This window comes from Alteromonas sp. AWQ4_252 (assembly GCF_056158205.1).
This window is the reverse complement of the sequence record NZ_JBSWSV010000001.1, coordinates 3557263-3583264: the sequence shown is the minus strand read 5'-3', so window position 1 is coordinate 3583264 and position 26002 is coordinate 3557263. Positions and strand designations below refer to the sequence as shown.

Genomic DNA, 26002 nt, shown 5'->3' with positions numbered 1-26002 from the left:
AGGCAACGCCGCGAGGAATTTGTCGCAGGGAGCAATCGTCTGATTGTGACCAAGCAAATTCCGGAGCAAGGCAGTATGAGCAACAAAGACCAAGCAATAGGCTTGTAGCTCAGCTGGTTAGAGCGCACCCCTGATAAGGGTGAGGTCGGCAGTTCAAGTCTGCCCAAGCCTACCATTTCTTCCTTATACGGCGTCAGTTCAACGCTCATGTGCTACTCGCACACTACGCGTTAAACTTCCTTGTCTAAGAAAGAAATACGACGATTTGCCATCGTAAAAGTTAAGTAGTTCGATGGGGCTATAGCTCAGCTGGGAGAGCGCCTGATTTGCATTCAGGAGGTCAGCAGTTCGATCCTGCTTAGCTCCACCACTTCTAAGTGCATTGATATGCAGTGTGTTTAAAAGTGGTATTTATTACTACGACTTGTTCTTTAACAATTTGGAAAGCTGATATTAGTAATCAATCAAATTGAGTAACTGAGAATATCGAAAAGATGTTCTTTCACGCTACTCTATCTGACAAACGGCGCAGCGTAAGCTGCAATGTAATTGATTAGACAGTCATGCATACAACAGAGATAACATCTCACCTAACCCTGGACAAAAAGGCGGGGTTGGCGCAGCAAAATCCATCCTTTTGAGTTGTCGCAACTCTTGGATTTTCCTGTAATGCTATGAAATCTTATTCCTTAACTCATGTGAATAAGAGGCAATAGCGATGATTTGGTTTCTGGATGAGCGAAACGACGAGCGAGCGAAGGAGCATACATATCGTATGTGACTGAGTAAGCGAGGACGAGCCGCGAAATACAGGAAGCAAAGCAGAAGCTATTTAGGGTTGTATGGTTAAGTGACTAAGCGTATACGGTGGATGCCTTGGCAGTAAGAGGCGATGAAGGACGTGTAAGTCTGCGAAAAGCGGTGGCGAGTTGACAAAACGCATTTGAGCCATCGATGTCCGAATGGGGAAACCCACCCGCTTGCGGGTATCTGCATGTGAATACATAGCATGTAGAGGCAAACCCGGGGAACTGAAACATCTAAGTACCCGGAGGAAAAGAAATCAACCGAGATTCCCTTAGTAGCGGCGAGCGAAAGGGGACTAGCCGATGTTAGTTGTCATAGTGGAATATTCTGGAAAGTTTAACGGTACAGGGTGATAGTCCCGTACACGAAGTGGCAATTAGCACATATTAAGTAGGTCGGGACACGTGTTATCTTGACTGAAGATGGGGGGACCATCCTCCAAGGCTAAATACTCCTTACTGACCGATAGTGAACCAGTACCGTGAGGGAAAGGCGAAAAGAACCCCTGTGAGGGGAGTGAAATAGAACCTGAAACCGTATACGTACAAGCAGTGGGAGCCCTTCGGGGTGACTGCGTACCTTTTGTATAATGGGTCAGCGACTTATATTTAGTAGCAAGGTTAACCGTTTAGGGGAGCCGTAGCGAAAGCGAGTGTTAACTGCGCGTCTAGTTGCTAGGTATAGACCCGAAACCCGGTGATCTAGCCATGGGCAGGTTGAAGGTTGAGTAACATCAACTGGAGGACCGAACTCACACCTGTTGAAAAAGGTGGAGATGACCTGTGGCTGGGGGTGAAAGGCCAATCAAACCGGGAGATAGCTGGTTCTCCCCGAAATCTATTTAGGTAGAGCCTCGGACGAATTCCTTTGGGGGTAGAGCACTGTTAAGGCTAGGGGGTCATCCCGACTTACCAACCCTTTGCAAACTCCGAATACCAAAGAGAACTATCCGGGAGACACACGGCGGGTGCTAACGTCCGTCGTGAAGAGGGAAACAACCCAGACCGCCAGCTAAGGTCCCAAAATATTGCTAAGTGGGAAACGATGTGGGAAGGCTAAGACAGCTAGGAGGTTGGCTTAGAAGCAGCCACCCTTTAAAGAAAGCGTAATAGCTCACTAGTCGAGTCGGCCTGCGCGGAAGATGTAACGGGGCTAAGCAATATACCGAAGCTGCGGCAGCAAGTTTACTTGCTGGGTAGGGGAGCGTTGTGTAAGTGGCTGAAGGTGAACTGTGAAGTTTGCTGGACATATCACAAGTGCGAATGCTGACATGAGTAACGATAATGGGGGTGAAAAACCCCCACGCCGGAAGACCAAGGTTTCCTGTCCCATGCTAATCAGGGCAGGGTAAGTCGGCCCCTAAGGCGAGGCAGAGATGCGTAGTCGATGGGAAACGGGTTAATATTCCCGTACTTATATAATCAGTGATGGAGGGACGGAGAAGGCTAGGCAAGCTTGGCGTTGGTTGTCCAAGTGAAAGTGAGTAGGCTGAGAACTTAGGTAAATCCGGGTTCTTAAGGCCGAGACACGAGACGAGCCACCAAGGTGGTGAAGTTGTTGATGCCCTGCTTCCAGGAAAAGCTTCTAAACTTATGATTATGTGAACCGTACCCCAAACCGACACAGGTGGTCAGGTAGAGAATACTAAGGCGCTTGAGAGAACTCGGGTGAAGGAACTCGGCAAAATTGTACCGTAACTTCGGGAGAAGGTACGCCCTTGCTTGTGATGGAACTTGCTTCCTGAGCAGGTGAGGGCCGCAGTGACCAGGTGGCTGGGACTGTTTATTAAAAACACAGCACTGTGCTAAATCGTAAGATGACGTATACGGTGTGACACCTGCCCGGTGCCGGAAGGTTAATTGATGGGGTTAGCTTAGGCGAAGCTCTTGATCGAAGCCCCGGTAAACGGCGGCCGTAACTATAACGGTCCTAAGGTAGCGAAATTCCTTGTCGGGTAAGTTCCGACCTGCACGAATGGTGTAACCATGGCCACGCTGTCTCCACCCGAGACTCAGTGAAATTGAAATCGCAGTGAAGATGCTGTGTACCCGCACCTAGACGGAAAGACCCCGTGAACCTTTACTACAGCTTGGCACTGAACATTGAACCTACTTGTGTAGGATAGGTGGGAGGCTTTGAAATGCAGACGCTAGTTTGCATGGAGCCGTCCTTGAAATACCACCCTGGTATGTTTGATGTTCTAACATAGGTCCCTAATCGGGATTGTGGACAGTGTCTGGTGGGTAGTTTGACTGGGGCGGTCTCCTCCCAAATAGTAACGGAGGAGCACGAAGGTTAGCTAATCACGGTCGGACATCGTGAGGTTAGTGCAATGGCATAAGCTAGCTTAACTGCGAGACAGACACGTCGAGCAGGTACGAAAGTAGGTCATAGTGATCCGGTGGTTCTGTATGGAAGGGCCATCGCTCAACGGATAAAAGGTACTCCGGGGATAACAGGCTGATACCGCCCAAGAGTTCATATCGACGGCGGTGTTTGGCACCTCGATGTCGGCTCATCACATCCTGGGGCTGAAGTCGGTCCCAAGGGTATGGCTGTTCGCCATTTAAAGTGGTACGCGAGCTGGGTTTAGAACGTCGTGAGACAGTTCGGTCCCTATCTGGTGTGGGCGTTGGATGATTGAGGGGAGCTGCTCCTAGTACGAGAGGACCGGAGTGGACGAACCGCTGGTGTTCGGGTTGTTTTGCCAAAGGCATTGCCCGGTAGCTACGTTCGGAATCGATAACCGCTGAAAGCATCTAAGCGGGAAGCGAGCCCCAAGATGAGTCATCCCTGAGGTTTAACCTCTCTGAAGGGTTGTTGTAGACTACAACGTTGATAGGCAGGGTGTGGAAGTGTTGCAAGGCATTAAGCTAACCTGTACTAATTGCCCGTGAGGCTTAACCATACAACGCCTAAATGGCTTCGACATTTAGTGTGTTGTGAGTTAAATGACTGACTAATTAAGTAAGTTAGAGTAGTGAGTTACTCTGATTGAAGACGATATCACGCTTTCCAGAATTGTTAAGTTACTGACGATGTCGGTAACAACCAGTTTTTGCCTGGCGGCAATAGCGACGTGGTACCACCTGATCCCATTCCGAACTCAGAAGTGAAACGCGTTAGCGGCGATGGTAGTGTGGGGTTTCCCCATGTGAGAGTAGCACACCGCCAGGCTCCCAATTACACGAAAAAGCCCACTCAAACGAGTGGGTTTTTTTCGTATAAGCGCAGCAAAGAGCGCCTATTATCAACGGCAAACCCAACCCATCGGTAGGGATTTACCTATGTAGATCTGCTCAACAGACAAGTAGCATCCCTTCCCTGGTGCAACGTCCACGGCAGCTTCCTTGCTGCCGGTTCTTCACTCTCGACGTGCCACTGGCACCCCTCGTTCGCTGCGCTCACCGTTCATCACCCCCATGTGAGAGTAGTTCTCGTCACGAAGTGAACCGCCAGGCTCCCAGTTACACGAAAAAGCCCACTCAAACGCGTGGGCTTTTTTCGTATAAGCGCAGTAAAGCTGCGCCCATAGTTATAAAGAACGCTTCTTTGTTTGTAGGTAATGCTATTCTAGGACTACTGAACTTTCTTCTGGAATAACCGTTAAGTCGTTTTGCCCATAGGTGGCTGAAAAAGGGCAGTTGTCGATAACACCATGCAAAGCAATAGTGCCGCTGATCAAATTGCTATATACCCCTTCACCTTGCACTAAATTAACGTACTCTTTTATAACCATCGGCATTCCTGTACTGCAGAATAAGTCTCCTGATTCAATGAGCATCACATCATTGTCTGTACGTAAAACATAGCTCCTGTCTAAATCCGTTAATACGTGTTCTGCTGTGAAGTTGAACGGGTTAATCTTGCCTTTTAGTATCCCTTTAAGACTAAGTTTTCTGTGTGTAATTGCTTTATCGCTAGCGCTTAGCCCGTTCCAATCAGCGTGTTTCAACACTATTTTGTATGTACCCAGTTGTTCAGGAATGGCGAAAATTTTTTGTTCTGTAACGTTGTAAGTTTTTACCTCACCTTTAACTACGTTATATTCTCCATGGAGAGATTTTGTGTTAGCAGCTGCTGTGTAGCTCGTTGTAGAAAGCAGAATTGTTAAACATAGAGGTAATTTGATTGAAGTGTGCATATTGTTATTCCTTAACTGATTAAGTTTTTTTATGAGATACAAAGTTAAAATATCGTTCAGGCAGCTACTTTGAATATGGCTACCATATTGTAGCTTCACTAAAGTTAGTCTATGTATCTGATCTTTCAAGTAAGTTATTTTAAACACCAAGAAAGAATGTCTTTGGGCTTAATCAGAACTTGTGTAATCCATGTTACCTTGCTTGCTACAAGGCTTGCCTAGAAAAAATCTATTTTGTGAAGTTGCGTGGGAGAACAGAATACTTATCATATCGTAATGTACCGAGATCATCCCGTGTCTTTGCCGGAAACCTCAATTCTATCAATGCTCAACTCATCTTTATTCACCACTAACCTTATAGCACTTCTTTTAATCTTCACTATAATGCGGATTAGTACTGTCATTCGTGCATGGTTTCGATTAACATTTACGACCATTTTTTACTAAGTAATTTCAGGTATTGATTATGGCTGATAATGGTGAGTTTAAAGAGGTATTTAATTGGTGGTATTTCCTGGCGATAGTGGTAACGCTTGTAGCTTTCCCCCTATTGCATATCATCGCTGGCTGGTTCACTTTTTGGCTGTAATCTAAGGCAAAATAGTGACTGCTGAATATATAAAATCCGTTGTAAAATCCGTTCCCGACTATCCAAAACCAGGCATTATTTTTCGTGATGTCACCAGTGTATTAGAAGATCACAGTGCGTTTTCTTCTTGTATTGCGCTGATGGTTGAAAAATACAAGGGGTTACATTTTGATAAAGTGGCTGGTACTGAGGCTAGGGGATTCTTGTTCGGTGCACCTTTAGCCATCGAGTTAGGTATTGGCTTTATTCCAGTAAGAAAACCTAACAAACTGCCTCGCGAAGTGGTAAGTGAAAGCTACGAGCTTGAGTACGGCATGGATACATTGGAAATCCATAAGGACGCAGTTAAAGAAGGCGACCGTGTTTTGCTCATTGATGATCTCTTGGCGACTGGTGGCACTATTGCAGCGTCGGCAAGCTTGATCCGCTCTCTTGGTGGTGTTGTTGATCACGCAGGTTTTGTTATTGGGTTGCCCGACTTAGGTGGGTATGAAAAACTGTCAGCATTGGATATTGATTGCTACTCAATCTGCGAATTTGATGGTGAATAGGAAAGTGACAATATAATGAGTTATCAGGTACTGGCAAGGAAGTGGCGGCCCGGCAGGTTTAACGAACTGGTGGGTCAGGAGCACGTTGTTACCGCTATCTCTAATGCACTTGATAATAACCGTCTCCACCATGCTTATTTATTTACCGGTACTCGTGGAGTCGGTAAAACCACTATCGCCCGTATCTTTTCTAAAAGCTTAAATTGCGAGGAAGGCCAAGGGGCCAACCCTTGCGGTGTATGTGATACTTGTAAAGAGATTGAGCAGGGCAATTATGTGGATTTGCTCGAAATTGACGCTGCTTCCAGAACCAAGGTAGAAGATACCAGAGAGTTGCTGGATAACGTTCAGTACAAGCCCACACGTGGCCGATACAAGGTATACCTCATCGATGAGGTTCACATGCTATCAAAGCACAGCTTCAATGCCTTGTTAAAAACGCTGGAAGAACCGCCACCCCACGTGAAGTTCCTCTTAGCAACCACAGACCCGCAGAAATTACCGGTTACTATTCTTTCCCGCTGCTTACAATTTAATTTAAAAGCGCTGTCTCGGGAGCAAATTAGTGGCCAACTATCAAGCATACTTGAACAAGAATCTGTGTCGTTTGAGCCTTCTGCGCTTGCGCTTTTAGCTCGTGCAGCGCAAGGGAGTATGCGCGACGCATTGAGTCTTACCGACCAAGCGATTGCCCAGGGCAATAATCAGGTTCTAGCCAGTGTAGTTACTGACATGCTGGGGTTGATGGATCGACATCAAATTATCAAGTTGCTCTACGCAATTGTCAAAAAATCGCCTAAAGACATGATGGCAATTGTCGATGACATGGCAGAGCAGGCACCAGACTATGCACAGGTCTTAGGTGAGTTGTCGAGTTTATTACACCAGGTTGCACTGACACAGTGGGTACCTGATGTCTGCAAACTGGAAACAACATCAGCGAAAGCTATCTATCAGTTAGCTAAAGCAATCTCTGCTGAACACGTGCAACTGCTTTATCAAATCGCGCTGCAAGGGAAAAAAGATTTGCCCTTCGCGGTAGACGGCAGAACGGCGTTGGAAATGACATTAATCAGAATGTTGTCATTTTCACCGGCACCGAAAAACGACGGCGCAGACGAACTCATTGTGTCGGCTCCTGAACGTGTATCGCTTCCCGTCGATAACGATACACCCTCAGACGCAAAAAATAGCGAGTCCACTGAGGCTGCGCAGCATCATAATGACTCGCCGGATACACCTGAATCTGTTGGGACAGCGCTCGATAGCGTCCGCGATGACATGGAAGATGATCAAGGGATGTCTGCAGAGCAGACCGCTATAGAGGCTATGGCTGCTGAATTGCGCCAGCCTCCGTCATCATCAGGTGACGGCTCAGGCTCAGACCCTACAGGTAATAATCAGACGCCCCCAGGTGAGTGGCAGCAAGACATGCAACCGGCGAGTGACAACCACCATCTGGCTCCAGATGAAGATGGCGGATATTGGGAGCCAGTATCTGATGACAATAGCCCGTCTGCAGAAGTCCAGTCAGTGCAACCTGGCGATGACTTTGTGATACCGCAGGATGATGTACAACAGGAAAATCATACATCCATAGAAGACATGCTGGCATTGCGTCAACAGTTAAAGACCGGCCGCCGGGAGGCAGATGAGACACAGGAAAAAAAGTCCGCAAATCCTGAAAATGACACGGTAGAGCGCGTCAAATTACTGAGTCAACGTCGCGGTGCAAATGTAACTGAAGAATCGGATAACCCTTCATCTTCTGATGAAAGTGAAGATAGTCACCAAGACACAATTGCGAATGCCAGTAGTAAACCAGGTCAGATGGAACAATCTCATGATGTGCCTCCGCCTTGGGTAACTGAGCCTGAACACGATCAAAGTTCCGATATCGCTGAGCAGACTACACGAGAGTCAAACAGTGCGAGCGGATCGGAGCTCGATGCTCCAGAGCCCACCTCTGCAACTGCGCCCCACCTTTCTCTACAATCAGAAGAACAGGTTGAATTGGTTTCTGAGGAAGGTCTGGCAACGCACAACAATGCGACTTTGACGTCTACCGGTGGTGAGCTAAATGCTTATCTTGAGGATGGTTCTAAATTAACCCTTGGGCGTCAAATTGACCCGTGGAGCGAGCTTGTTTCACGTTTGGGGCTAGCTGGGCTAACAAAACAAATTGTACTGAATGCGTCTTTTTTACGAGAAGGGAACAGAGTGACCCTTGAATTAGACCGTTCTCAAGACCATTTACTTAATGATGACGCGGTTTCGCAATTGAAAGCGGCAATTTGCCGTACACTCGAAGCCGATTTGGAAATAGATATTGTGTTGGGTGAACCACACAAAACACCGTTGTCTTTGCAAGCCGATATAGATGCCATGCGACAAGCGTACGCACGGCAGGTAGTGAATGAAGACGAAAAATTTATCAGGCTACGCGTCGTATTTTCAGCTCAGGTGCTGGAAGATACAATTCTTCCGCGTTAGCTTTCACGCACAAAAAAGAGAGAATTGACCATGTTTAAAGGTGGAATGGGAAATATCATGAAGCAGGCGCAGCAAATGCAAGAGCGCATGCAGAAAACTCAGGAAGAGTTAGCCAAAATTGAAGTAGTCGGTGAAGCTGGCGCAGGCATGGTAAAAGTGACCATGACCTGTAACCACAATGTTCGTCGCGTGGAAATTGACGAGTCGCTGATGGATGACGACAAAGACATGATTGAAGATTTGGTAGCAGCAGCCTGTAACGATGCAGTTCGTCGGGTACAGGAAACCAGTAAAGAGAAAATGGGCGATGTAACAGGCGGCATGCCGTTACCACCTGGCTTCAAAATGCCGTTTTAATGTATGAAATTTAGTCCGATGTTAGGTGAGCTCATTGATGCGCTCACCTGTTTGCCCGGTGTAGGGAATAAAAGTGCTCAGCGCATGGCCTTTCATTTGTTAGAGCGAAACCGGGACGGTGCGTTAAAGCTTAGCAGCGTTTTACACAATGCTATGGAGCATATCCAGCACTGCAGTAAATGCCGAACTTTTACCGAAGATGAGGTGTGTGAGATATGTCGTTCTGCTAAACGGCAAGAGGCAGGCACACTTTGTATCGTGGAAAGCCCCCAGGACGTGCTTGCGATTGAGCAAACACATACCTTTGCCGGTACGTATTTCGTGTTGATGGGACATTTGTCACCTATCGACGGCATCGGACCTACAGACATTGGCTTAAATGAACTCGAAGTACGTCTCAAGGCTGAACCTATCAGTGAGGTAATCCTGGCCACCAACCCCACGGTGGAAGGAGAGGCCACAGCACATTATATTGCCCAGCTTTGTGCAGAGTTAAACATTGATGCCAGCAGAATTGCCCATGGTGTGCCTGTTGGTGGAGAGCTTGAATATATCGATGGCAGCACTCTTACGCACGCATTTTCAGGGCGCCGCAAGCTCTGAACCCGAGAAGCGTATTTCTGTCGCCTGTATTTTAGGCGATTAACATTTTTCCAATAAAAACCCTCTTTTTAAGGTTGAAATTACTTTCGCTGGCCTTACTTCCTAGTTTGAAAATTGATTCATTTTGCTAGGAGAATCTGGTTTATGGCTGAAGCAGCCCAACAAGAAAAACACGGTTTTCAGACAGAGGTAAAACAGCTTCTGCATCTGATGATTCATTCTTTGTATTCCAACAAAGAAATCTTCCTTCGTGAACTGGTTTCAAACGCAGCGGATGCTGCCGACAAACTGCGTTTCCGTGCCCTTGAAAACGACGCACTGTTTGAAGGCGATGGCGATTTGCACGTTAAAATCAGTGTAGATAATGATGCCGGTACTATTACCATTGCCGACAATGGTATTGGTATGACACGCGATGAAGTGATTGCCAATTTGGGTACCATCGCGAAATCAGGTACCAAAGATTTCTTTAGTAAGCTATCAGGCGATGCCGCAAAAGACTCCCAGTTAATCGGGCAGTTTGGTGTAGGCTTCTATTCGGCCTTTATTATTGCTGATAAAGTGACGGTAAGAACCCGCGCTACTGGTGTTGATGCTGCACAAGGCGTTGAGTGGGTTTCTGATGGTGAAGGCGAATTCACCGTTGCTGAACTTAACAAACCATCTCGTGGGACAGAGATCGTTCTGCATGTGCGCGAAGAGGAAAAAGAATTCCTCGATAACTGGCGTTTGCGCTCCATTATCAGTAAGTACTCTGATCACATCAGCATTCCTGTGCAAATGTGGAAAGACGAAGTACCTGAGCGCGATGGCCCCGACGGTGAAAAGATTCCAGCTGAACCTGGTCAGTGGGAAGCTGTGAATAAAGCGACTGCACTGTGGACTCGCGATAAATCAGACATCTCAGACGATGAGTATAAAGAGTTTTACAAGCACGTTTCTCATGACTTTGCTGATCCACTGAGCTGGGCTCACAACAAAGTTGAAGGGAAAAGTGAGTACACCAGCTTGTTGTATATTCCAAGCAAAGCGCCTTTCGACATGTGGAACCGTGATCAGAGCCACGGCCTGAAGCTTTATGTACAGCGCGTTTTCATTATGGACGATGCCGAACAGTTCATGCCTACGTACTTGCGTTTTGTTAAAGGCTTACTCGATTCAAACGACTTGCCGCTCAACGTTTCCAGAGAAATCCTGCAGGATAACAAAGTTACCCAAACGCTACGTCAGGGCTGTACTAAACGCGTTCTGCAAATGCTCGAAAAAATGGCGAAGAACGACAGCGAGAAATATCAGTCGTTTTGGTCTGAGTTTGGTAATGTGCTAAAAGAAGGCCCAGCGGAAGACTTTAGCAACAAAGAAAAAGTCGCTGGCTTACTGCGTTTCTCTTCTACTCATGACGAGTCAGACGCGCAAACAGTATCGCTTGACGATTACATCAGCCGAATGAAAGAAGGTCAGGACAAGATTTACTTTGTTACTGCCGATAGCCTGCAGGCGGCGAAAACCAGTCCACACCTGGAAATCTTCCGCAAGAAAGGCATTGAAGTTCTGTTGATGGGCGAGCGCATTGATGAATGGTTGATGTCTCACCTTACTGAATTCAAAGAAAAAACATTCCAGTCTATTGCTAAGGGAGATATCGATCTTGGTGATATGGATGACGAGGAAACTAAGAAAGCACAGGAAGAAGCCGAGAAAGAAGTTGAAGGTATTCTTGAGCGTGCCAAAACTGCCTTGGGTGAGAAAGTTATCGATGTGAAGTTTACACACCGTTTGACAGAATCGCCTGCAGTGATCACAGCTGATGAAAATGGCATGACTACGCAAATGATGAAGCTCATGCAAGCGGCGGGTCAGGACGTTCCTGAAGTGAAATACCATTTCGAGCTGAACCCGGAACATCAATTGGTGAAAAAGTTGGCTGACGTTCAGGATGAGACCTTGTTCAACCAGTGGGTCGGCGTATTGTTCGATCAGGCGGCGTTGTCCGAGCAAGGTAGCCTGAAAGATCCGTCTACCTTTGTTCGCAACTTGAACGAACTTCTTATAAATATGGCAAAATAAGCCGGAAATTAGAGAGTTTGACGTAGAAAACGGGCCTTTATGGCCCGTTTGTATATTTGCTATAGATAATAATAATACTCTTATCACAAATTTATTTATAAACGCACCTACCAGGTACTTTGTGAATTTTTATGTACTTCTCCCCACGAAGTAAAACCGCAAGAGTCAAAACACTAACGAGCATAGCTCATTAACTATGCGACATAGGTCGTAGAATGGCCTGAGTAGCTGTTACGGGCTTGTTTCGAGGGGGGTAAGTGTGTAAAGTGCCGAACAGTTTAGAAAATAAAGCGGAGAGCGCACAATGCGAATTATTCTTCTCGGCGCACCAGGAGCCGGAAAAGGAACGCAGGCACAGTTTCTGATGGGGAAATATGGCATTCCTCAAATTTCCACCGGTGACATGTTGCGTGCAGCAATTAAAGCAGGCACGGAAATGGGTCTGGCGGCGAAACGTGTGATGGACGAAGGTAAATTGGTGTCAGACGATATCATTATCGGGCTTGTTAAAGAGCGTATAGCACAAGATGACTGTGAGCAAGGTTTCTTGCTTGATGGCTTCCCTCGTACTATTCCTCAGGCCGATGCTATGAAGGAAGCAGGTATTACTGTCGATCACTGTATCGAGTTTGATGTGCCGGATGACGTTATCGTTGAACGTATGGGCGGCCGTCGGGTACATCCAGCATCAGGACGAGTGTATCACGTGGTTTACAATCCACCGAAAGTGGAAGGTAAAGACGATGAAACCGGTGACGACTTGATTATCCGCGATGACGATAAAGAAGAAACCGTTCGCAAGCGTTTAGGCGTGTATCACGACCAAACTAAGCCTCTGGTAGATTACTATTCTGCCGAAGCTAAAGCAGGAAATTGCGAGTACCACAAACTTGACGGCACCCAGCCTGTAGAGAAAGTGAGTCAGCAGCTTGCAACGCTTTTAGGGTAATTCCCGACAACAGTTGATTGACATAAAAGGCCGTAAATGACGGCCTTTTGTATATTTGTCGTAAAACACTTTGCCTGTGGCGTAATTCCTTGCAAGAATGTGCTATCTCTGTGAACTATACAGGCGCCCCCTATGAGCCTACCTATTACGGCATTTTACGCCAGCTTACTTGCGTTATGTTATTTGTATCTGTCTTTTTCTGTTATTGGTGCACGTAGAGGTGCCAGAGTTAGCGTCGGCGATGGCGGTAATAGCGATTTAGCCCGCGCAGTACGCGTACATGGTAACTTCAGTGAGTATGTACCCATAACGCTTATATTGCTTGCGTGTCTTGAAAGTTTAGCGCCTCAGCAATGGGTACTTCACGCGGGAGCATGTGCCTTGCTGTTTGGTCGACTTTTACATGCATACGGTTTACGACATCATGAGGGAACCAGCTGGCAGCGCATCGCTGGCATGCTGCTGACATTTTTTTCTATGCTTTTCCTCGCAGGAACTAATCTCTTTATGATTCATTACATTATTTAGTCATGACTGACTTTTCTCAGATAGTCACGCCCGCGTGTATTATAGATAGGGTTAAGTTGTCCCAGAATGCAGATCGTCTCCAGCAGGTTTGTGACAGGCAAAATATTCAGCTTAGGGCCCATGTGAAAACGCTGAAAAGTGTCGAGGCAGCCGCTATTTATGCGCCACTACCGTCTCCCATCACCGTTTCCACTCTTGCAGAAGCCAGGTACTTTGCCCAAGCGGGTTACAAAGACATTCTCTACGCCGTGGGCCTTACACCCAATAAATACGACGCAGTTAACGACCTGATGGAACGCGGGGTTGATATCACTGTGACAGTCGACAGTATCGTAGCGGCAGAAAGCTTAGAAATGCATGCTCGGTACTTTATTGCCCCCGTCAACGTACTCATTGAAATAGACGTTGATGATCATCGGGCAGGGGTTGCGCCACACGCACCTTGTCTTGTTGACATCGCGACTATGTTGCACAGCCATGGCAACATTGCCTTTCGAGGCGTCATGACCCATGCAGGTGCTTCATACTCTTGTTTTACCGAAGAAGAGAGAGCCGATATGGCACGTCAGGAGTGTACTGGTGTCGTTCAGGCAGTCGATGCGCTGGCGCGGCATGGAATACCATGTGAAATTGTTTCTGTTGGCTCCACCCCCACCGCATTAGCACATTGCAATCATACCGGCGCAACAGAGATAAGAGCTGGCGTTTATGCCACTTTCGATCTGGTAATGGCTGATTTAGGGGTATGTGAGCAGCGTGACATTGCTCTTTCTGTGCTCACCACCGTTGTCGGTCATCAGGAAGACAAAAACTGGGTCATTGTGGATGCTGGTTGGATGGCCCTGTCCCGAGATAAAGGTAACAATTTACACGGTTATGGTTTGGTGGCCGATAGTGAGGGTAATGTGCTTGAAGGTTGGTATGTGAGCCAAACAAATCAAGAGCATGGAATAATTAGTCATAAAGAAGGGAAGCCAGTTAGCGACGCGGTTTTTGCCTATGGAGCGCAGCTTCGAATTTTGCCGAATCACGCCTGTGCGACGGCGGGGCAGTTTCGGAAATATCTCGTTACCGAAAACAATAGAGAAGTGAGCGAGGTGTGGCGCAGCGCCGATGGTTGGTAACTGAGGCTTACCAGTTCAACAAATATCTCTTTAATGGTGCGTTTAAGGCCGATATCAATAGCGACCATCAATACAAAGCCTTCCACAGTGATGGTCGGTGCCTGAAGACTAGCAATTGACCAGGTTTTGATGGTGACATTGGGCGTACTAAATAAAAACGGCAACACGAGGTTGCCGTTTTCTATTCTACATTATGCTTTGTTTTCCAGAGCGGGTTTGCCTATCTCGATGCGCTTAGGCTTTTTCGCCTCTGGTACGATCCGCTCGAGATCAATATGTAACAGGCCGTGGGCTAAATCGGCACCGATAACATTAACATGGTCTCCGAGTTGGAACTTGCGTTCAAAACTCCTTTCGGAGATACCTTTATGTAAGAACTTGCGGTCACTTTCTTTTTCTTCAGGCTTGCTGCCAGTTACTTTTAGGGTATTTTCCTGCACTTCAATGGTGATGTCATCAATAGTAAAGCCTGCAACCGCCATGGATACCCGGTATCTATTTTCGTCGAGCAATTCAATGTTGTATGGCGGGAAACTACTCTGACTTTCGAAACGGCTGGCGTTATCGATTAATGAAGCCAAGCGGTCAGAACCAATAAATGAACGATAAAGTGGTGATAAATCAATAGTACGCATAGTCATATCCTTTCAATTAAGCAATATGGTTAAAAATTGCCCCGTATTACGGCGGCAGTTAAAGCGAGCCCGTGATAACAGACTCGCGAAAAAGTTATTCGTTGTTGCTAACGTCTTCGTTACTTACCGCTGTGTTACCGATAGCAATTTTGCGAGGTTTTTTTGCTTCCGGAACAACACGGGCAAGGTCGATATGCAACAAACCATTCTCTACGTCAGCGCCGGTTACTTTTACATGGTCACCTAGTTGAAACTTGCGTTCGAAATTGCGCTCAGAAATACCTTTGTGGAGAAATTTCTTCTCATTGGTTTCGTCTGAACCCGCTTTTTTCCCGCTTACTGTTAGTGCATTTTCCTGCGCGACAATTTCAATGTCGTCGGCTGTGAAACCAGCTATGGCCATGGTGACGCGATAATTATCATCGCCCAACAATTCAATGTTGTAAGGGGGGTACGAAGTTTGGGTTTCAGGTCGTGAAGCCGCGTCAATTAATGAAGCAAGACGATCAGAACCAATGAATGAACGGTAAAGTGGAGATAGATCAATAGTACGCATAGTCATATCCTTTTAATAAAGCAATATGTTTTAAAAAAATGCCCCGACAATTCGGCGGCGGTGTTGTCGGCCTTGCTATCAAGCGCCGACAAGTCATATATAAGTACGCCAAAACGGTTTTCAAGATAAAAAAGTAAAAAAATTTAAATTAATGTGTGGAATGTGCGTTGTAGTTTGGGCAGATAGTAATTTTCATTGTCCAGCGAATACAGAACAGACGTGGCTTTACCGATAATTTCACCCACTGGAATGAAACCATAAACCCGGGAGTCAGCACTGTTATTGCGGTTGTCTCCCATTACCAGTAAATGGCCTGAGGGTACGGTGACCTCGCGGAAAGACGACAACGGCGTGGCGCTGCCTTCAAGTTTTATTTCATGCAAATAGGCTGGAAGTGCTTCAAGGAGCCTGTCGCTTTCCTGTCGGTAAGATAGGGATGCACCGTTAATTATCAACCTGTTATTTATTAATGCTACGCGGTCGCCAGGCACGCCAATCACCCGCTTTATCAAACGCTCCCGAGCCGCTTCACTGTTAAAAACGACTATATCACCCCGTTCAACCGCTGAGTGGGAGGTTAGAGTAATATTACTGAAGGGGACTTTAATATCGTACGCAAGCTTATTTACCAATATGCGATCACCAATCTGGATACTTGGCTCCATTGAACCTGTCGGCACATAGTACCAGTCTGCAACACCCGCCCGTACAAATAACATCAGCCCTATAAAAAGTAAAAAGCCTCTGTTTTCCTTCCACCATGATTGTTTCGACTTAATGCGTTTCATTGTGTATAGCTCCTAGTGTGAGAGTCGCCGGTTGGGATCACATCATCATATTAAATTATTTACTGTTGTAAGAGCCTGACGGGGAGAAACAATTCCCCCTTCAAATGTAACAAATTACTTCGATATAGGTTTAGCTAGATAACAAAGGGTGATATTGTATGAAAAATAATCTTTTTGCGTGTTTGTATGCGTGTAGTTATCAATACCATTCTCTTAACTCTACTTTCATTTCCCGTTGCCGTAGTCAGTGATACACAGCTAACAGTGGTGACTGAATCGTCTCCTCCTTACCACTTTCTTGATAACACAGGAAGCGTCACGGGTTCGGTGACTAAGAAAGTGGAAGCAGTTTTGGATTTAGCTGAAGTAGACGCTGTCATACAAATTTACCCTTGGGCCCGCGCTTATAAAATGGTACTGAATGATGATCATACGCTGATTTTTTCCATGGCCGTCACACCAGAGCGGAAAAGCAACTTTCACTGGATTGCAGAAGTGGCAGAGTTCAAGCTCGCAGTGGTGGGGAAAAAAGGGACGAACGCGACTCATTTCTCTACTGTGTCATCTGCGTTAAGCGGGAAAACGTTCGCTGTACAACGCGATGACATTGCCTATGAATGGCTAATCGACAAGGGTTTACAAGAAGGAAAAGAGCTACTTGTCTGTGCCGATATTCAGTGTTCGTGGAATTACTTACTTCGGGATGTGGTGGATTATATTATTGAAGATCCGTCGCTTATTTCTCATACTGCAAAAATCATGAATGCTGACCCAGATTTAATTGAAGTTGTGGTACCTATTCCAGAGTTATCAGTAACAGGGTATTTGGCTGGGAATAAAGCGTTAGATAGTGCTGTTGTGGCGCGCTTAAAAAGCGCAGCACAACAGCTGGGTATGGCAGTTACTTTTGATGACGGCTTTGTAGCACAGCAATAACATCTTTCATCGACATGTCGCTGGCTTGTAGCAGTACAGTTAAGTGATAAAGTAAGTCTGCGGCCTCGTTTTTTAGCTCTTCTTTATCCTGAACGGTTGCAGCAAGCGCGGTTTCAACACCTTCTTCACCTACTTTCTGCGCTATACGTTTAATACCTTTACTGTAAAGCGAAGCTGTATAGCTTGAGTCGGGGTCGGCAAATTTGCGATCGGCCAATACGCGTTCCAAATCGGCTAAAAAAGTGTAAGCGGGTACACCGTTGTCGAACCAGCAACTCTCAGCGCCTGTGTGACAGGTTGGCCCTTTGGGGCGCGCAAGGACTAACAATGAGTCATGGTCACAATCACTGCTTATTTCCACGAGATTGAGTGTATTCCCCGATTCCTCACCCTTTTGCCACAAACGTTGTTTTGAACGACTAAAGAACGTCACTCTTTTGTCTGTGAGGGTGGTTAAGAGTGCATCCTGGTTCATGTAGCCCTGCATGAGTACCTTTCCTGAAACAGCATCTTGCACAATAGCTGGCAGCAGGTTATCCATTTTTTCCCAGCTAAGCTGACTCATGTTTTCCTGAGTAATAATCATAATTTGTTTTATCCCTTGTGACGTGTACGCATAGGAATACCTTGCCCGCGCAGCGTATCTTTGAGTTCTTGCATATCAATAATGCCTTTGTGGAATACCGATGCTGCTAGTGCACCATCAACGTCAGCACGTTCAAAGACCGACGTGAAATGCTCAATGGCACCAGCGCCTCCAGAGGCGATGAGCGGCACTTCACACACATCTCGCACCGTCTTTAACTGTTCAATGTCATAGCCTTTTCGCACGCCATCCTGATTCATACAATTGAGTACAATTTCCCCGGCGCCACGCTGCTGCACTTCTTTTATCCAGTCAACCGTGTGCCACTGAGTTTGTTGAGTGCGCGTTTCATCGCCAGTAAATTTGTACACATCGTATCGACCGTTTCCTTCGTTGTAGAAGCTGTCGATACCAATGACCACGCATTGTTGACCATAAATGTCGTGAAGTTGGTTGATGAGATCAGGATTAGTCAGGGCAGGGGAGTTGATGGATATCTTATCAGCGCCCATTTCCAGGATACGACCGGCATCTTCCACTGATTTGATACCACCGGCGACACAAAATGGAATATCGATCACTTGTGCAATGCGGCTCACCCAGCTTTTATCCACCACCCGTTGGTCAGAGCTGGCGGTGATATCATAAAATACCAGTTCATCGGCCCCAGCTTTGGCATACTGCTCTGCCAGCGGCACGATATCGCCAATGATTTCGTGGTTTCTGAACTGTACGCCTTTGACTACTTTTCCGTCGCGAACATCCAGACAAGGTATTATCCGTTTTGCCAGCATGCGATTGCCTCCTCGACGGTGAATTTGCCTTCAAGTAATGCGCGCCCAAGGATCACGCCACCAACACCAGTTGGGCGTAAGGCTCGAATATCATCAAGACCACCGATACCGCCGGATGCCTGCCAGCTCACCTCAGGAAAAACACCGCTGACATTACTGTAAAGAGCTACGTTACTGCCTTGAAGTGTGCCGTCGCGGCTAATGTCGGTACATAGCACGTGCTTCACGCCCACTTCTTTAAATTCCGTAAGTAACGCTTCCAAGGATACGCCGGAGTTTTCCTGCCAGCCATGGGTAGCAATCATTCGTTGGCCCTGATCATCGATATTAACGTCAAGAGCAAGCACAATGCTCTCCGGGCCGTATTTGTTCATCCAGCCTTTTACCAGTTCAGGTTCTTTCACTGCCAGTGAACCAATCACCACCCGGCTGACACCAGCATCAAGCAGTTGTGCAACATCCGCTTCAGTGCGAATACCACCGCCAGCCTGAAACTTCATGCGTTGAGTATCTACCATCTGTTTTATCAGTGTCAGTTGACGTTTACTGGTATCTTTGGCACCGGTTAAATCTACAATATGCAGCCACTTTGCACCCTGATCGGCGTAGTCGTGTACCACATCAACAGGTTTTTTCTCATATTGGGTTTTTTGATTGTAGTCGCCCTGATAAAGGCGAACTACAGCACCATCTATTAAATCTATGGCAGGAATGATCATTACATGTCCACAAAGTTGGTTAACAACTGCGCTCCGGCCTCACCGGAACGCTCTGGGTGAAACTGCACACCAAAAAAATTATTCGAATGAAGTGCTGCAGAAAAAGCTTGCCCGTATTCACAGGACGCCAGTGTCTTGTCATAAACAGGCACTGCAAAGCTATGCACAAAGTAGAAATATGTGCCTGCGGGGATCCCATTGAACAGCGGGCTGTCACTCACTGGGGTAACGGTGTTCCAGCCCATATGGGGTAGGCGTAGTTCACCTGCTTGTATACGGGCGACGTGACCTGGCATAAGCCCAAGGCATTTGATAACACCTGAGCGTGTTTCATCAGAGGTTTCAACCATGAGCTGCATGCCTAAGCATACGCCTAGCACTGGCTGTGTTAAGCCTCGAAGCGTGTCAGATAATTGCTTAGCTTCAATGCTTCGCATGGCAGCGAACGCGCTGCCAACGCCAGGAAGAAATACCTTGTCAGCGGCTTTTATTACTTCCAGGTTGTCTGACACTTCTACTGACACACCCAAACGCTCAAGCGCAAACCGAACCGACGAAATATTCGCACAACCGGTGTTAACAATAACAATTTTTTGAGCCATTACAGCGCCCCTTTGCTACTTGGTAAAGCATCGCCCTGGCGTGTGATAGCTTGTCGCAGCGCACGCCCGAATACTTTAAATAAACTCTCTACCTGATGGTGGGCGTTGCCCTCGCTGGTAGACAGGTGCAAAGAGAGCCCCATGCTTTGTGCCAGAGAGTAGAAAAAGTGAGGCACCATTTCTGTGGCCATCTCACCCACCTGGTCGCGGCTGAATTCCGCATCCATTTTCAGGTAAGGGCGGTTAGAGATATCCATGATACATTCAGCACGACATTCATCCATGGGCAGGGCAAAGCCGAACCGGCCAATACCTCGTTTATTGCCCAAGGCTTTTTTAAGGGCGTCACCTAGTGCTAGTGCGGTATCTTCCACGCTGTGATGATCGTCAATGTGTAAATCGCCATCAACCGACACCTGCATCTCAAAGCCGCCATGGGTAGCGATTTGGTCAAGCATGTGGTCAAAAAAGCCCATGCCAGTGTGGATACTGGATTTTGCTGTGGAATCTAAGTCTACTCTTACCCGAATATCGGTTTCGGAAGTTTTTCGAACCACTTCTGCAATGCGGGAAGACGCCAGCAATAATTTTTCGATAGCGTCCCAGTTAGTGCCCGTACGGCTGTACTGAATACCTTTGATACCCATATTTTCAGCCAACTGCATATCAGTTATGCGATCGCCAATGACGTAAGATCGGGTAAAATCCACCCGACCTTGTTGCAGGTATTCCTGCACCAAGCCAAGCTTGGGTTTGCGGCAGGAGCAGTTGTCTTCGTCGAAGTGCGGGCAAATCAGTACATCATCAAAGGTTACGCCCTGGCTTTCAAACACAGCCATCATCGCATTGTGAGGTTTATCAAAGTCTTCCTGAGGAAAGCTGTCAGTTCCCAGACCATCCTGATTTGACACCATTACCAAAGAAAAACCTGCCGCCTTGAGTTTAAGCAATACCGGGATAACATTGGGTTCGAAAACCAGTTTTTCGAGGCTATCAAGTTGTTTATCAATAGCTGGCTCTTCTACTAAGGTGCCGTCCCGATCAATAAATAAAATAGCTTGTTGACTCACTTGGAGGCTCCTGTTTCTGACATAAAGGTAGTAATAAGTGCCATGAGGCGATCGTTTTGCTCCGGTGTACCTACGGTGACGCGCAAACAATGATTGAGATTCATTTGCTTCGACTGGTCGCGAATTAACATACCCTGACTTACCAGGTATGTCATTAATGCCGCACTAGCTTCATAGTGGAACAGTACAAAGTTGGCTTTTGTATCGCCAACTAATGTAAAGCCACCTATGGCTGCAAGAGCGTCGCGTAAGCGCAGCTTCTCGGTATTGAGAATATCCACCTGAGCGTGCAGACGAGCAATATTTTCTGTACTCAAAGCATTTGCTGCGATTTGTGCCACAGGCTCAGGAATCGGGTAGGGTGCGATCACTTTCATCATTGCACCTATCACATCCTCATTGGCCAGGGTGAAACCACAACGCAGGCCAGCCAGCGCAAAGGCTTTGGATAACGTTCTTAATATGACCAAGTTTGGAAATTCAGCCAACTTATTTGCCCAGGTGCTGCTGGCATCAAACTCGATGTAAGCTTCATCTACTACCACTAAAGCGGAGTGTGCAAAATGATCTAGCACGCGGGTTAAATCTGCTTCGCTAACGGATGTGCCTGTGGGGTTGTTGGGTGCACAGATGAAAACCAGGTTGACATCATCAGTGCTACATATTGCATCCACATCCAGACTGAAATCAGCGTTTAAAGGCGCTTTTTTGACGCCGATATCACAGGTTTCAGCACTGATTGCATACATGCCATAGGTGGGGGGACATATCAGAATATTGTCTTTCCCCGGCGTGCAAAACGTGCGGATAAGCAGTTCTATGCCTTCATCTGCCCCCCGGGTAACAATCAATTGGTTGTTTGTCACTCCTGCGTATGATGCATAGCCATTTACCACAGCGTCAGGCTGGCACGACGGGTAGCGATTAAAGTGGCTGGAGTCAACGTCATATGGGTTTGCAAATGGCGATTCATTGGCGTTTAACCAGTCCTGTCCACCGGAATACAAACGTCTTGCAGATTCGTACGGCTTCAGGGGAATGAGATTGTCATTGATCAACCCTTCAACTAAACCACTCATGATGCATCTCCAGATAATGCTGCCATTCTCAATGCTACGGCTTGTTCGTGCGCATCTAACCCTTCGGCGGCTGCCAGCGTCATTATCGCCGGTCCTAGATTTCGCATACCATCTTTGCTTAGCTCTTGCACGGTGAAGCGGCGCATAAAATCCAGTAGCCCTAAGCTAGAGTAATTTCGCGCATAACCGTAAGTAGGTAATACGTGATTGGTTCCAGAAGCATAATCACCGGCCGATTCAGGAGACCACTGACCAACAAAAATGGAGCCAGAGTACTTTATGCTGGGTAGCAAATTTCGGGCGTTGTCAGTTTGAACAATGAGATGTTCAGGAGCGTAACGGTTACTCACTAAAACGGCTTCATCGATAGTGCCTGTGACAATGTAGCGTGCGTTTTCCATTGCTTTGCTGGCAATAGATGTGCGTGACAAACTGGCCAGTTGCAATTCCACCGCTAGCTTTGTTTCAATTACCAATTGTTCACTGTTGGTTACTAAAATGGCCTGAGAATCCGGGCCGTGCTCTGCCTGAGACAGTAAATCAGACGCGACAAATGCCGGATTGGCATTGCCATCTGCAAGCACCAGAACTTCCGAGGGCCCGGCTGGCATGTCGATCGCCGCGCCATCAGCTCGCTGACTGACTTGCTGCTTGGCTTCTGTGACAAAGCTGTTGCCCGGGCCAAAAATTTTATCAACCTGCGCAATAGTATCTGTACCGAATGCCATGGCTGCGATAGCCTGCGCACCACCACAGAGATAAATTTCATCAATACCGCAGCACGCAGCCGCAAAAGCAATTTCCGGAGCGATATTGCCTTGTTGATTTGGCGGCGTGCAGAGCACTTTGCGCTCACAGCCGGCAACTAAGGCTGGAACGCCAAGCATTAAAACGGTAGATGGCAGCGGAGCACTGCCTCCGGGAATGTAGAGCCCGACGGCGTCAAGTGCAGTAAAGCGTTGTTCACACACCACACCGGGAGTGGTGGTCAAACGAATATCCTGCGGCTTTTGCGCTTCGTGAAATTGCTTAACGTTTTGAAAGGCAACTTCAATTGCCTTTTTTACGTCGTCTGTAACCTGTGCGGCGAGGGCGTCTCGTTTTTCAATCGGCAGCGCGAGCTGTTGCAATGAAGCACAGTCAAATTTACAGGTATATTCTAATACGGCATCATCGCCGCGAACGCGGATAGCGCTTAAGATATCCGCAACTGTTGCGCGAAGTGTTTCTGAATCCTTCATCACTGGCCTGGCGAGCGCTTCGGCCTTTTCGGAGTCAGAAAGTGAAGACCAGATAATCATGTTTATTAGCCCATCATTTTTTCAATTGGCATGACCAGAATAGAGCGACAGCCCAGTGCTTTAAGTTTTTCCATGGTTTCCCAGAACAGATCTTCCGGGCTTACAACGTGAACAGCCACCGCATCGTCAGTGCCGGCTAATGGCAAGACGGTCGGATTTTCAGCACCAGGAAGCAGGCTTTTTACCTGCTCTAAATACGCTTTTGGAGCGTGTAACATAATGTACTTGCTTTCTTTAGCCTGGATAACGCCATCAATACGAGGAACTAAACGGCTAACCAACGCCTGTTTATCATCAGACAGGGCACCATCAGCCCGTTGGATAAGCACAGCTTTAGAGCGAAAAATCACTTCTTCTTCTACCAGTCCGTTGGCTTCAAGAGTTGCGCCGGTTGATACCAGATCGCAGATTGCGTCAGCCACACCAGCGCGGGGGGCGACTTCAACTGAGCCTGTTAGCATTACTGCTCTGGCGTTGACGTTGTTTTCTTTGAAGTAGCGCTCAAGCAGGTAAGGGTAGGTAGTGGCAACTTTTTTTCCTTCCAGAGAAGCAATGCCCTGATAATCCATTTCCTGTGGAACGGCAATGGATAAGCGGCAACCACCGTAGTCTAATCGACGGAGTACTTCAAACTCAGATGCTTTGTTGGCGGCCTGACGTTCGAGCATCTTTTCTTCCAACTCGTTCTCACCGATGAAGCCTAAATCGACGATCCCATCCATCACTAATCCTGGAATATCGTCATCACGCACGCGCAGTAAATCGATGGGTTCGTTGGTGGAATGGGCGATGAGCAGTCGGTCCCGAATGTAGAGCTTGATACCGATCGCCTTTAACAGTGCGATACTGTCGTCGCTCAATCGACCTGACTTCTGAACTGCTATTCTCAGACGTTTAGTGTCACCCATGTGAAATTTCCTCTTTGTGAACCTGATTTAAACTGCTAAAACGAAAAACCCCCGGAAGTGTCCTTCCGGGGGCCGAGAATTGTCTTATCTGCGCCACTGGAAGGAAACAATAACCTTCCAGCACGAACCTGAAAGGTTATGCTATATGATGGTGGTGATGGTTAGCAGCGCTAGAATACATGTAATACAATTTCCAAACTTTTTGACGCCGCAAACAGTAGCTAATTGAGTGACCTAAATCAACCCATAAAACGCATTTTTAGGGAATTATTATATGGAACCTTTGGTCATAAGTAATAATCTTGTGTTTTTAGCCGATAAATAAGGCTATTGTGAAACTTTTGTAACATCTTTAGCCCATGGAGTTGTGCCATGAACAATGATTTACTTTTTCCAATCCTGCCCCGTGATGGCAAAGTGCCAGTGAACACAGATGAGCGGGTTAAGAAAGTGAGCAGAAGTACCGATGCTAAAGAGTTGGGGGAAGAGGAACGCTTTGAGCACGACGAAGAGCGGCGGGTTGCGAGGCAACAAGAACGGGAAGCTCATCAGCAGCATGCAGACCATCAGCAAAGTAAGCAACAAAGTGATACCTCAGCTGAGTCTAAGAGTGATGATAAAGCTGATGAAGCTTCTGCTGAATCCCAAAATAAAGGTATTAAACATCTGGATATTTATATTTGATGTAACTGTGTGGCTGTGAAGTCATTGCCTCAGCGAATAATCTGGCGATAGCCTCAAATTTGTTTTGTTCTGCGATTTCAACGGCTGTGCGTTGTGGTGGCGTATAGTCCTCAGTTTTAAAATTAGGTTCATAACGCCATTTGAGCCGTGACGGCGCGCTCACTGATGCAGGGTCTGCCCCTCGATCAAGAAGTGCCGCAACTAAGTCAGGCTGATTTGCTTTGGTTGCAGCGTGCAATAGTTGGTGTCCGTTGCGATCATATGCTTTGAGAGTTGATGAAATCGCGTCGGCAGAGAGCAGTGATTCCATGTTCTTAGTAAACCAGGTTAAAAAACCATAATTTTGATTGTATAACGCATATTGCGCCAATGTTGTGCCGTCCTGCGTCGTTATCTGTAAATCTGCCCCACCAGAAATAAGTGTTTGAATGACAGGCAATTCATGACTCTTTACTGCAAAAAACAGCGCGCTGTAACCTTCCTGAGTCTGTAGATTGATATCAGCACCTTGCTTAATAAGAAAAGACATTGTGTCGAGGTTACCGGCGTTTGCAGCGAACATGACTGGTGTTTGCCCAAGCTGGTTTTTGATATTTACATTTGTGCCCGCTTCCACCATGTCAGCCAATAGCGCGGTAGTGGCAGTAGCTGCGCAAAGGTGAAATGCACTGGTGCCATCTTCAATCGCATCGGTTGATTGTGCTCCGTGATTTAACAGGGCAGACATTATGGCAGTGTTGCTGTAACGACAGGCAATGATAAGGGGGGAAAAGCGACTTCCTTTCACACCATTTGCGTTAGCACCTGCTTCGAGCAGGGTATTTACGATGTTCTCATTTTGCGTTTCAACGGCCCATGCCAGCAGGCTGGCGTTATCAGCAAGGGGAGAGTTAACGTCAATTTGAGAAATCACTTCCTTTAGTTTCGTTTCATCAAGAGCAAGGATCGCCTGCTTTGCTTCAAGCAAGAGGGCTTTACTTTCATCACTGCCCATTGTTGGGCCATCATTTGGTTCGCTCTGACAAGCCATAAGTGTGCACAGTAATAAACCGAAAACTATTGAGCAGATTTTCGATAATGTCGAACCCACTCTCGCTGAAAGCGAGGAGCATGTGGATAGCGGGATAAATCT

24 protein-coding genes, 2 tRNA genes, 2 rRNA genes and 1 other annotated feature are annotated in these 26002 nt (G+C 46.9%); of the genes, 15 read left to right on the top strand and 13 right to left on the bottom strand.

All coding sequences use genetic code 11. The annotated features are described in order from the left end of the window. Positions 1-98 precede the first annotated feature (98 nt). The 4 genes from ACXACM_RS15745 to rrf all read left to right on the top strand — a co-directional run bounded on the left by ACXACM_RS15745 (position 99) and on the right by rrf (position 3984). A tRNA-Ile gene (locus ACXACM_RS15745) sits at positions 99-175 on the top strand. 119 nt (positions 176-294) lie between these two features. Continuing rightward, positions 295-370 (top strand) — tRNA-Ala (locus ACXACM_RS15740). A gap of 474 nt (positions 371-844) precedes the next feature. After that, a 23S ribosomal RNA gene (locus tag ACXACM_RS15735) occupies positions 845-3715 on the top strand. Between the two features lie 153 nt (positions 3716-3868). Beyond that, a 5S ribosomal RNA gene (gene rrf, locus ACXACM_RS15730) occupies positions 3869-3984 on the top strand. Between the two features lie 391 nt (positions 3985-4375). Here the strand turns inward: rrf and ACXACM_RS15725 are convergent. Continuing rightward, entirely contained in the window at positions 4376-4951 is a 576-nt protein-coding gene (locus tag ACXACM_RS15725; RefSeq protein ID WP_474822920.1) for a hypothetical protein, read from the bottom strand. Positions 4952-5417: 466 nt separating this feature from the next. On the opposite strand from ACXACM_RS15725, the gene ACXACM_RS15720 reads away from it, so the two are divergent. The 9 genes from ACXACM_RS15720 (at position 5418) to ACXACM_RS15680 (ending at position 14212) form a co-directional block, all read left to right on the top strand. After that, the gene (locus ACXACM_RS15720) at positions 5418-5540 is read left to right on the top strand and encodes a hypothetical protein (RefSeq protein ID WP_474822918.1); all 123 of its coding nucleotides are present in this window, start codon (positions 5418-5420) and stop codon (positions 5538-5540) included. A 14-nt stretch (positions 5541-5554) separates the two neighbouring features. Further along, on the top strand, positions 5555-6091 hold the full coding sequence (gene apt, locus ACXACM_RS15715; protein ID WP_474822916.1) for an adenine phosphoribosyltransferase: 537 nt from the start codon (positions 5555-5557) through the stop codon (positions 6089-6091). Positions 6092-6106: 15 nt separating this feature from the next. Beyond that, the gene (dnaX, locus tag ACXACM_RS15710) at positions 6107-8584 is read left to right on the top strand and encodes a DNA polymerase III subunit gamma/tau (protein ID WP_474822915.1); all 2478 of its coding nucleotides are present in this window, start codon (positions 6107-6109) and stop codon (positions 8582-8584) included. 30 nt (positions 8585-8614) lie between these two features. Beyond that, entirely contained in the window at positions 8615-8941 is a 327-nt protein-coding gene (locus ACXACM_RS15705) for a YbaB/EbfC family nucleoid-associated protein (RefSeq protein WP_474822914.1), read from the top strand. A gap of 3 nt (positions 8942-8944) precedes the next feature. Then, positions 8945-9544, top strand: coding sequence for a recombination mediator RecR (gene recR, locus ACXACM_RS15700; RefSeq protein WP_474822912.1), 600 nt, complete (start codon positions 8945-8947; stop codon positions 9542-9544). Between the two features lie 144 nt (positions 9545-9688). Beyond that, entirely contained in the window at positions 9689-11611 is a 1923-nt protein-coding gene (gene htpG, locus ACXACM_RS15695) for a molecular chaperone HtpG (RefSeq protein ID WP_474822911.1), read from the top strand. A gap of 304 nt (positions 11612-11915) precedes the next feature. Then, positions 11916-12560: an adenylate kinase gene (adk, locus tag ACXACM_RS15690; RefSeq protein ID WP_474822910.1), complete on the top strand. Its 645-nt coding sequence runs from the start codon at positions 11916-11918 to the stop codon at positions 12558-12560. A 132-nt stretch (positions 12561-12692) separates the two neighbouring features. Beyond that, a complete protein-coding gene (locus tag ACXACM_RS15685) occupies positions 12693-13088 on the top strand; it encodes an MAPEG family protein (protein ID WP_474822909.1) in 396 nt (131 codons plus the stop codon). Positions 13089-13090: 2 nt separating this feature from the next. Beyond that, positions 13091-14212: an alanine racemase gene (locus ACXACM_RS15680; protein ID WP_474822907.1), complete on the top strand. Its 1122-nt coding sequence runs from the start codon at positions 13091-13093 to the stop codon at positions 14210-14212. Between the two features lie 191 nt (positions 14213-14403). Here the strand turns inward: ACXACM_RS15680 and ACXACM_RS15675 are convergent, their stop codons facing one another. From ACXACM_RS15675 to lepB, 3 genes are all read right to left on the bottom strand, one after another. Next, entirely contained in the window at positions 14404-14847 is a 444-nt protein-coding gene (locus tag ACXACM_RS15675) for an Hsp20 family protein (RefSeq protein WP_474822905.1), read from the bottom strand. Between the two features lie 94 nt (positions 14848-14941). After that, complete coding sequence (locus ACXACM_RS15670; protein WP_474822903.1) at positions 14942-15403, bottom strand: Hsp20 family protein; 462 nt, start codon at positions 15401-15403, stop codon at positions 14942-14944. A gap of 143 nt (positions 15404-15546) precedes the next feature. Then, positions 15547-16191, bottom strand: coding sequence for a signal peptidase I (gene lepB / locus ACXACM_RS15665; RefSeq protein ID WP_474822902.1), 645 nt, complete (start codon positions 16189-16191; stop codon positions 15547-15549). Positions 16192-16377: 186 nt separating this feature from the next. Here lepB and ACXACM_RS15660 point away from each other — a divergent pair, with 186 nt between their 5' ends. Continuing rightward, positions 16378-17127, top strand: a complete 750-nt coding sequence (locus ACXACM_RS15660; protein WP_474822901.1) for a substrate-binding periplasmic protein — start codon at positions 16378-16380, stop codon at positions 17125-17127. On the opposite strand, the gene hisIE is transcribed toward ACXACM_RS15660, so the two are convergent. From hisIE to hisG, 8 genes are read right to left on the bottom strand one after another with little or no spacing between them, the layout of a single operon-like run. Next, positions 17093-17713, bottom strand: coding sequence for a bifunctional phosphoribosyl-AMP cyclohydrolase/phosphoribosyl-ATP diphosphatase HisIE (hisIE, locus tag ACXACM_RS15655; protein WP_474822900.1), 621 nt, complete (start codon positions 17711-17713; stop codon positions 17093-17095). The two genes, ACXACM_RS15660 and hisIE, sit on opposite strands and share 35 nt — an antisense overlap. An 8-nt stretch (positions 17714-17721) precedes the next feature. Then, positions 17722-18507, bottom strand: a complete 786-nt coding sequence (hisF, locus tag ACXACM_RS15650) for an imidazole glycerol phosphate synthase subunit HisF (RefSeq protein ID WP_474822899.1) — start codon at positions 18505-18507, stop codon at positions 17722-17724. Beyond that, on the bottom strand, positions 18489-19226 hold the full coding sequence (gene hisA, locus ACXACM_RS15645; protein ID WP_474822898.1) for a 1-(5-phosphoribosyl)-5-[(5-phosphoribosylamino)methylideneamino]imidazole-4-carboxamide isomerase: 738 nt from the start codon (positions 19224-19226) through the stop codon (positions 18489-18491). The genes hisF and hisA overlap by 19 nt, the downstream gene beginning before the upstream one ends. Continuing rightward, positions 19226-19828, bottom strand: a complete 603-nt coding sequence (gene hisH / locus ACXACM_RS15640) for an imidazole glycerol phosphate synthase subunit HisH (protein ID WP_474822896.1) — start codon at positions 19826-19828, stop codon at positions 19226-19228. Before hisH ends, hisA begins: the two co-directional genes overlap by 1 nt. Next, positions 19828-20898, bottom strand: coding sequence for a bifunctional histidinol-phosphatase/imidazoleglycerol-phosphate dehydratase HisB (gene hisB / locus ACXACM_RS15635; protein ID WP_474822895.1), 1071 nt, complete (start codon positions 20896-20898; stop codon positions 19828-19830). The genes hisH and hisB overlap by 1 nt, the downstream gene beginning before the upstream one ends. Further along, positions 20895-21977: a histidinol-phosphate transaminase gene (hisC, locus tag ACXACM_RS15630; protein ID WP_474822894.1), complete on the bottom strand. Its 1083-nt coding sequence runs from the start codon at positions 21975-21977 to the stop codon at positions 20895-20897. The genes hisB and hisC overlap by 4 nt, the downstream gene beginning before the upstream one ends. After that, the gene (gene hisD, locus ACXACM_RS15625; RefSeq protein WP_474822892.1) at positions 21974-23278 is read right to left on the bottom strand and encodes a histidinol dehydrogenase; all 1305 of its coding nucleotides are present in this window, start codon (positions 23276-23278) and stop codon (positions 21974-21976) included. Before hisD ends, hisC begins: the two co-directional genes overlap by 4 nt. 5 nt (positions 23279-23283) lie before the next feature. Continuing rightward, positions 23284-24186, bottom strand: coding sequence for an ATP phosphoribosyltransferase (gene hisG, locus ACXACM_RS15620; protein ID WP_474822891.1), 903 nt, complete (start codon positions 24184-24186; stop codon positions 23284-23286). 43 nt (positions 24187-24229) lie between these two features. After that, positions 24230-24347: a sequence feature (His leader region), on the bottom strand. 211 nt (positions 24348-24558) lie between these two features. On the opposite strand from hisG, the gene ACXACM_RS15615 reads away from it, so the two are divergent. Beyond that, positions 24559-24870, top strand: coding sequence for a hypothetical protein (locus ACXACM_RS15615; RefSeq protein WP_474822890.1), 312 nt, complete (start codon positions 24559-24561; stop codon positions 24868-24870). Here the strand turns inward: ACXACM_RS15615 and ACXACM_RS15610 are convergent. Continuing rightward, positions 24845-25900, bottom strand: a complete 1056-nt coding sequence (locus tag ACXACM_RS15610) for an ankyrin repeat domain-containing protein (protein ID WP_474822888.1) — start codon at positions 25898-25900, stop codon at positions 24845-24847. The two genes, ACXACM_RS15615 and ACXACM_RS15610, sit on opposite strands and share 26 nt — an antisense overlap. Positions 25901-26002: the final 102 nt, after the last annotated feature.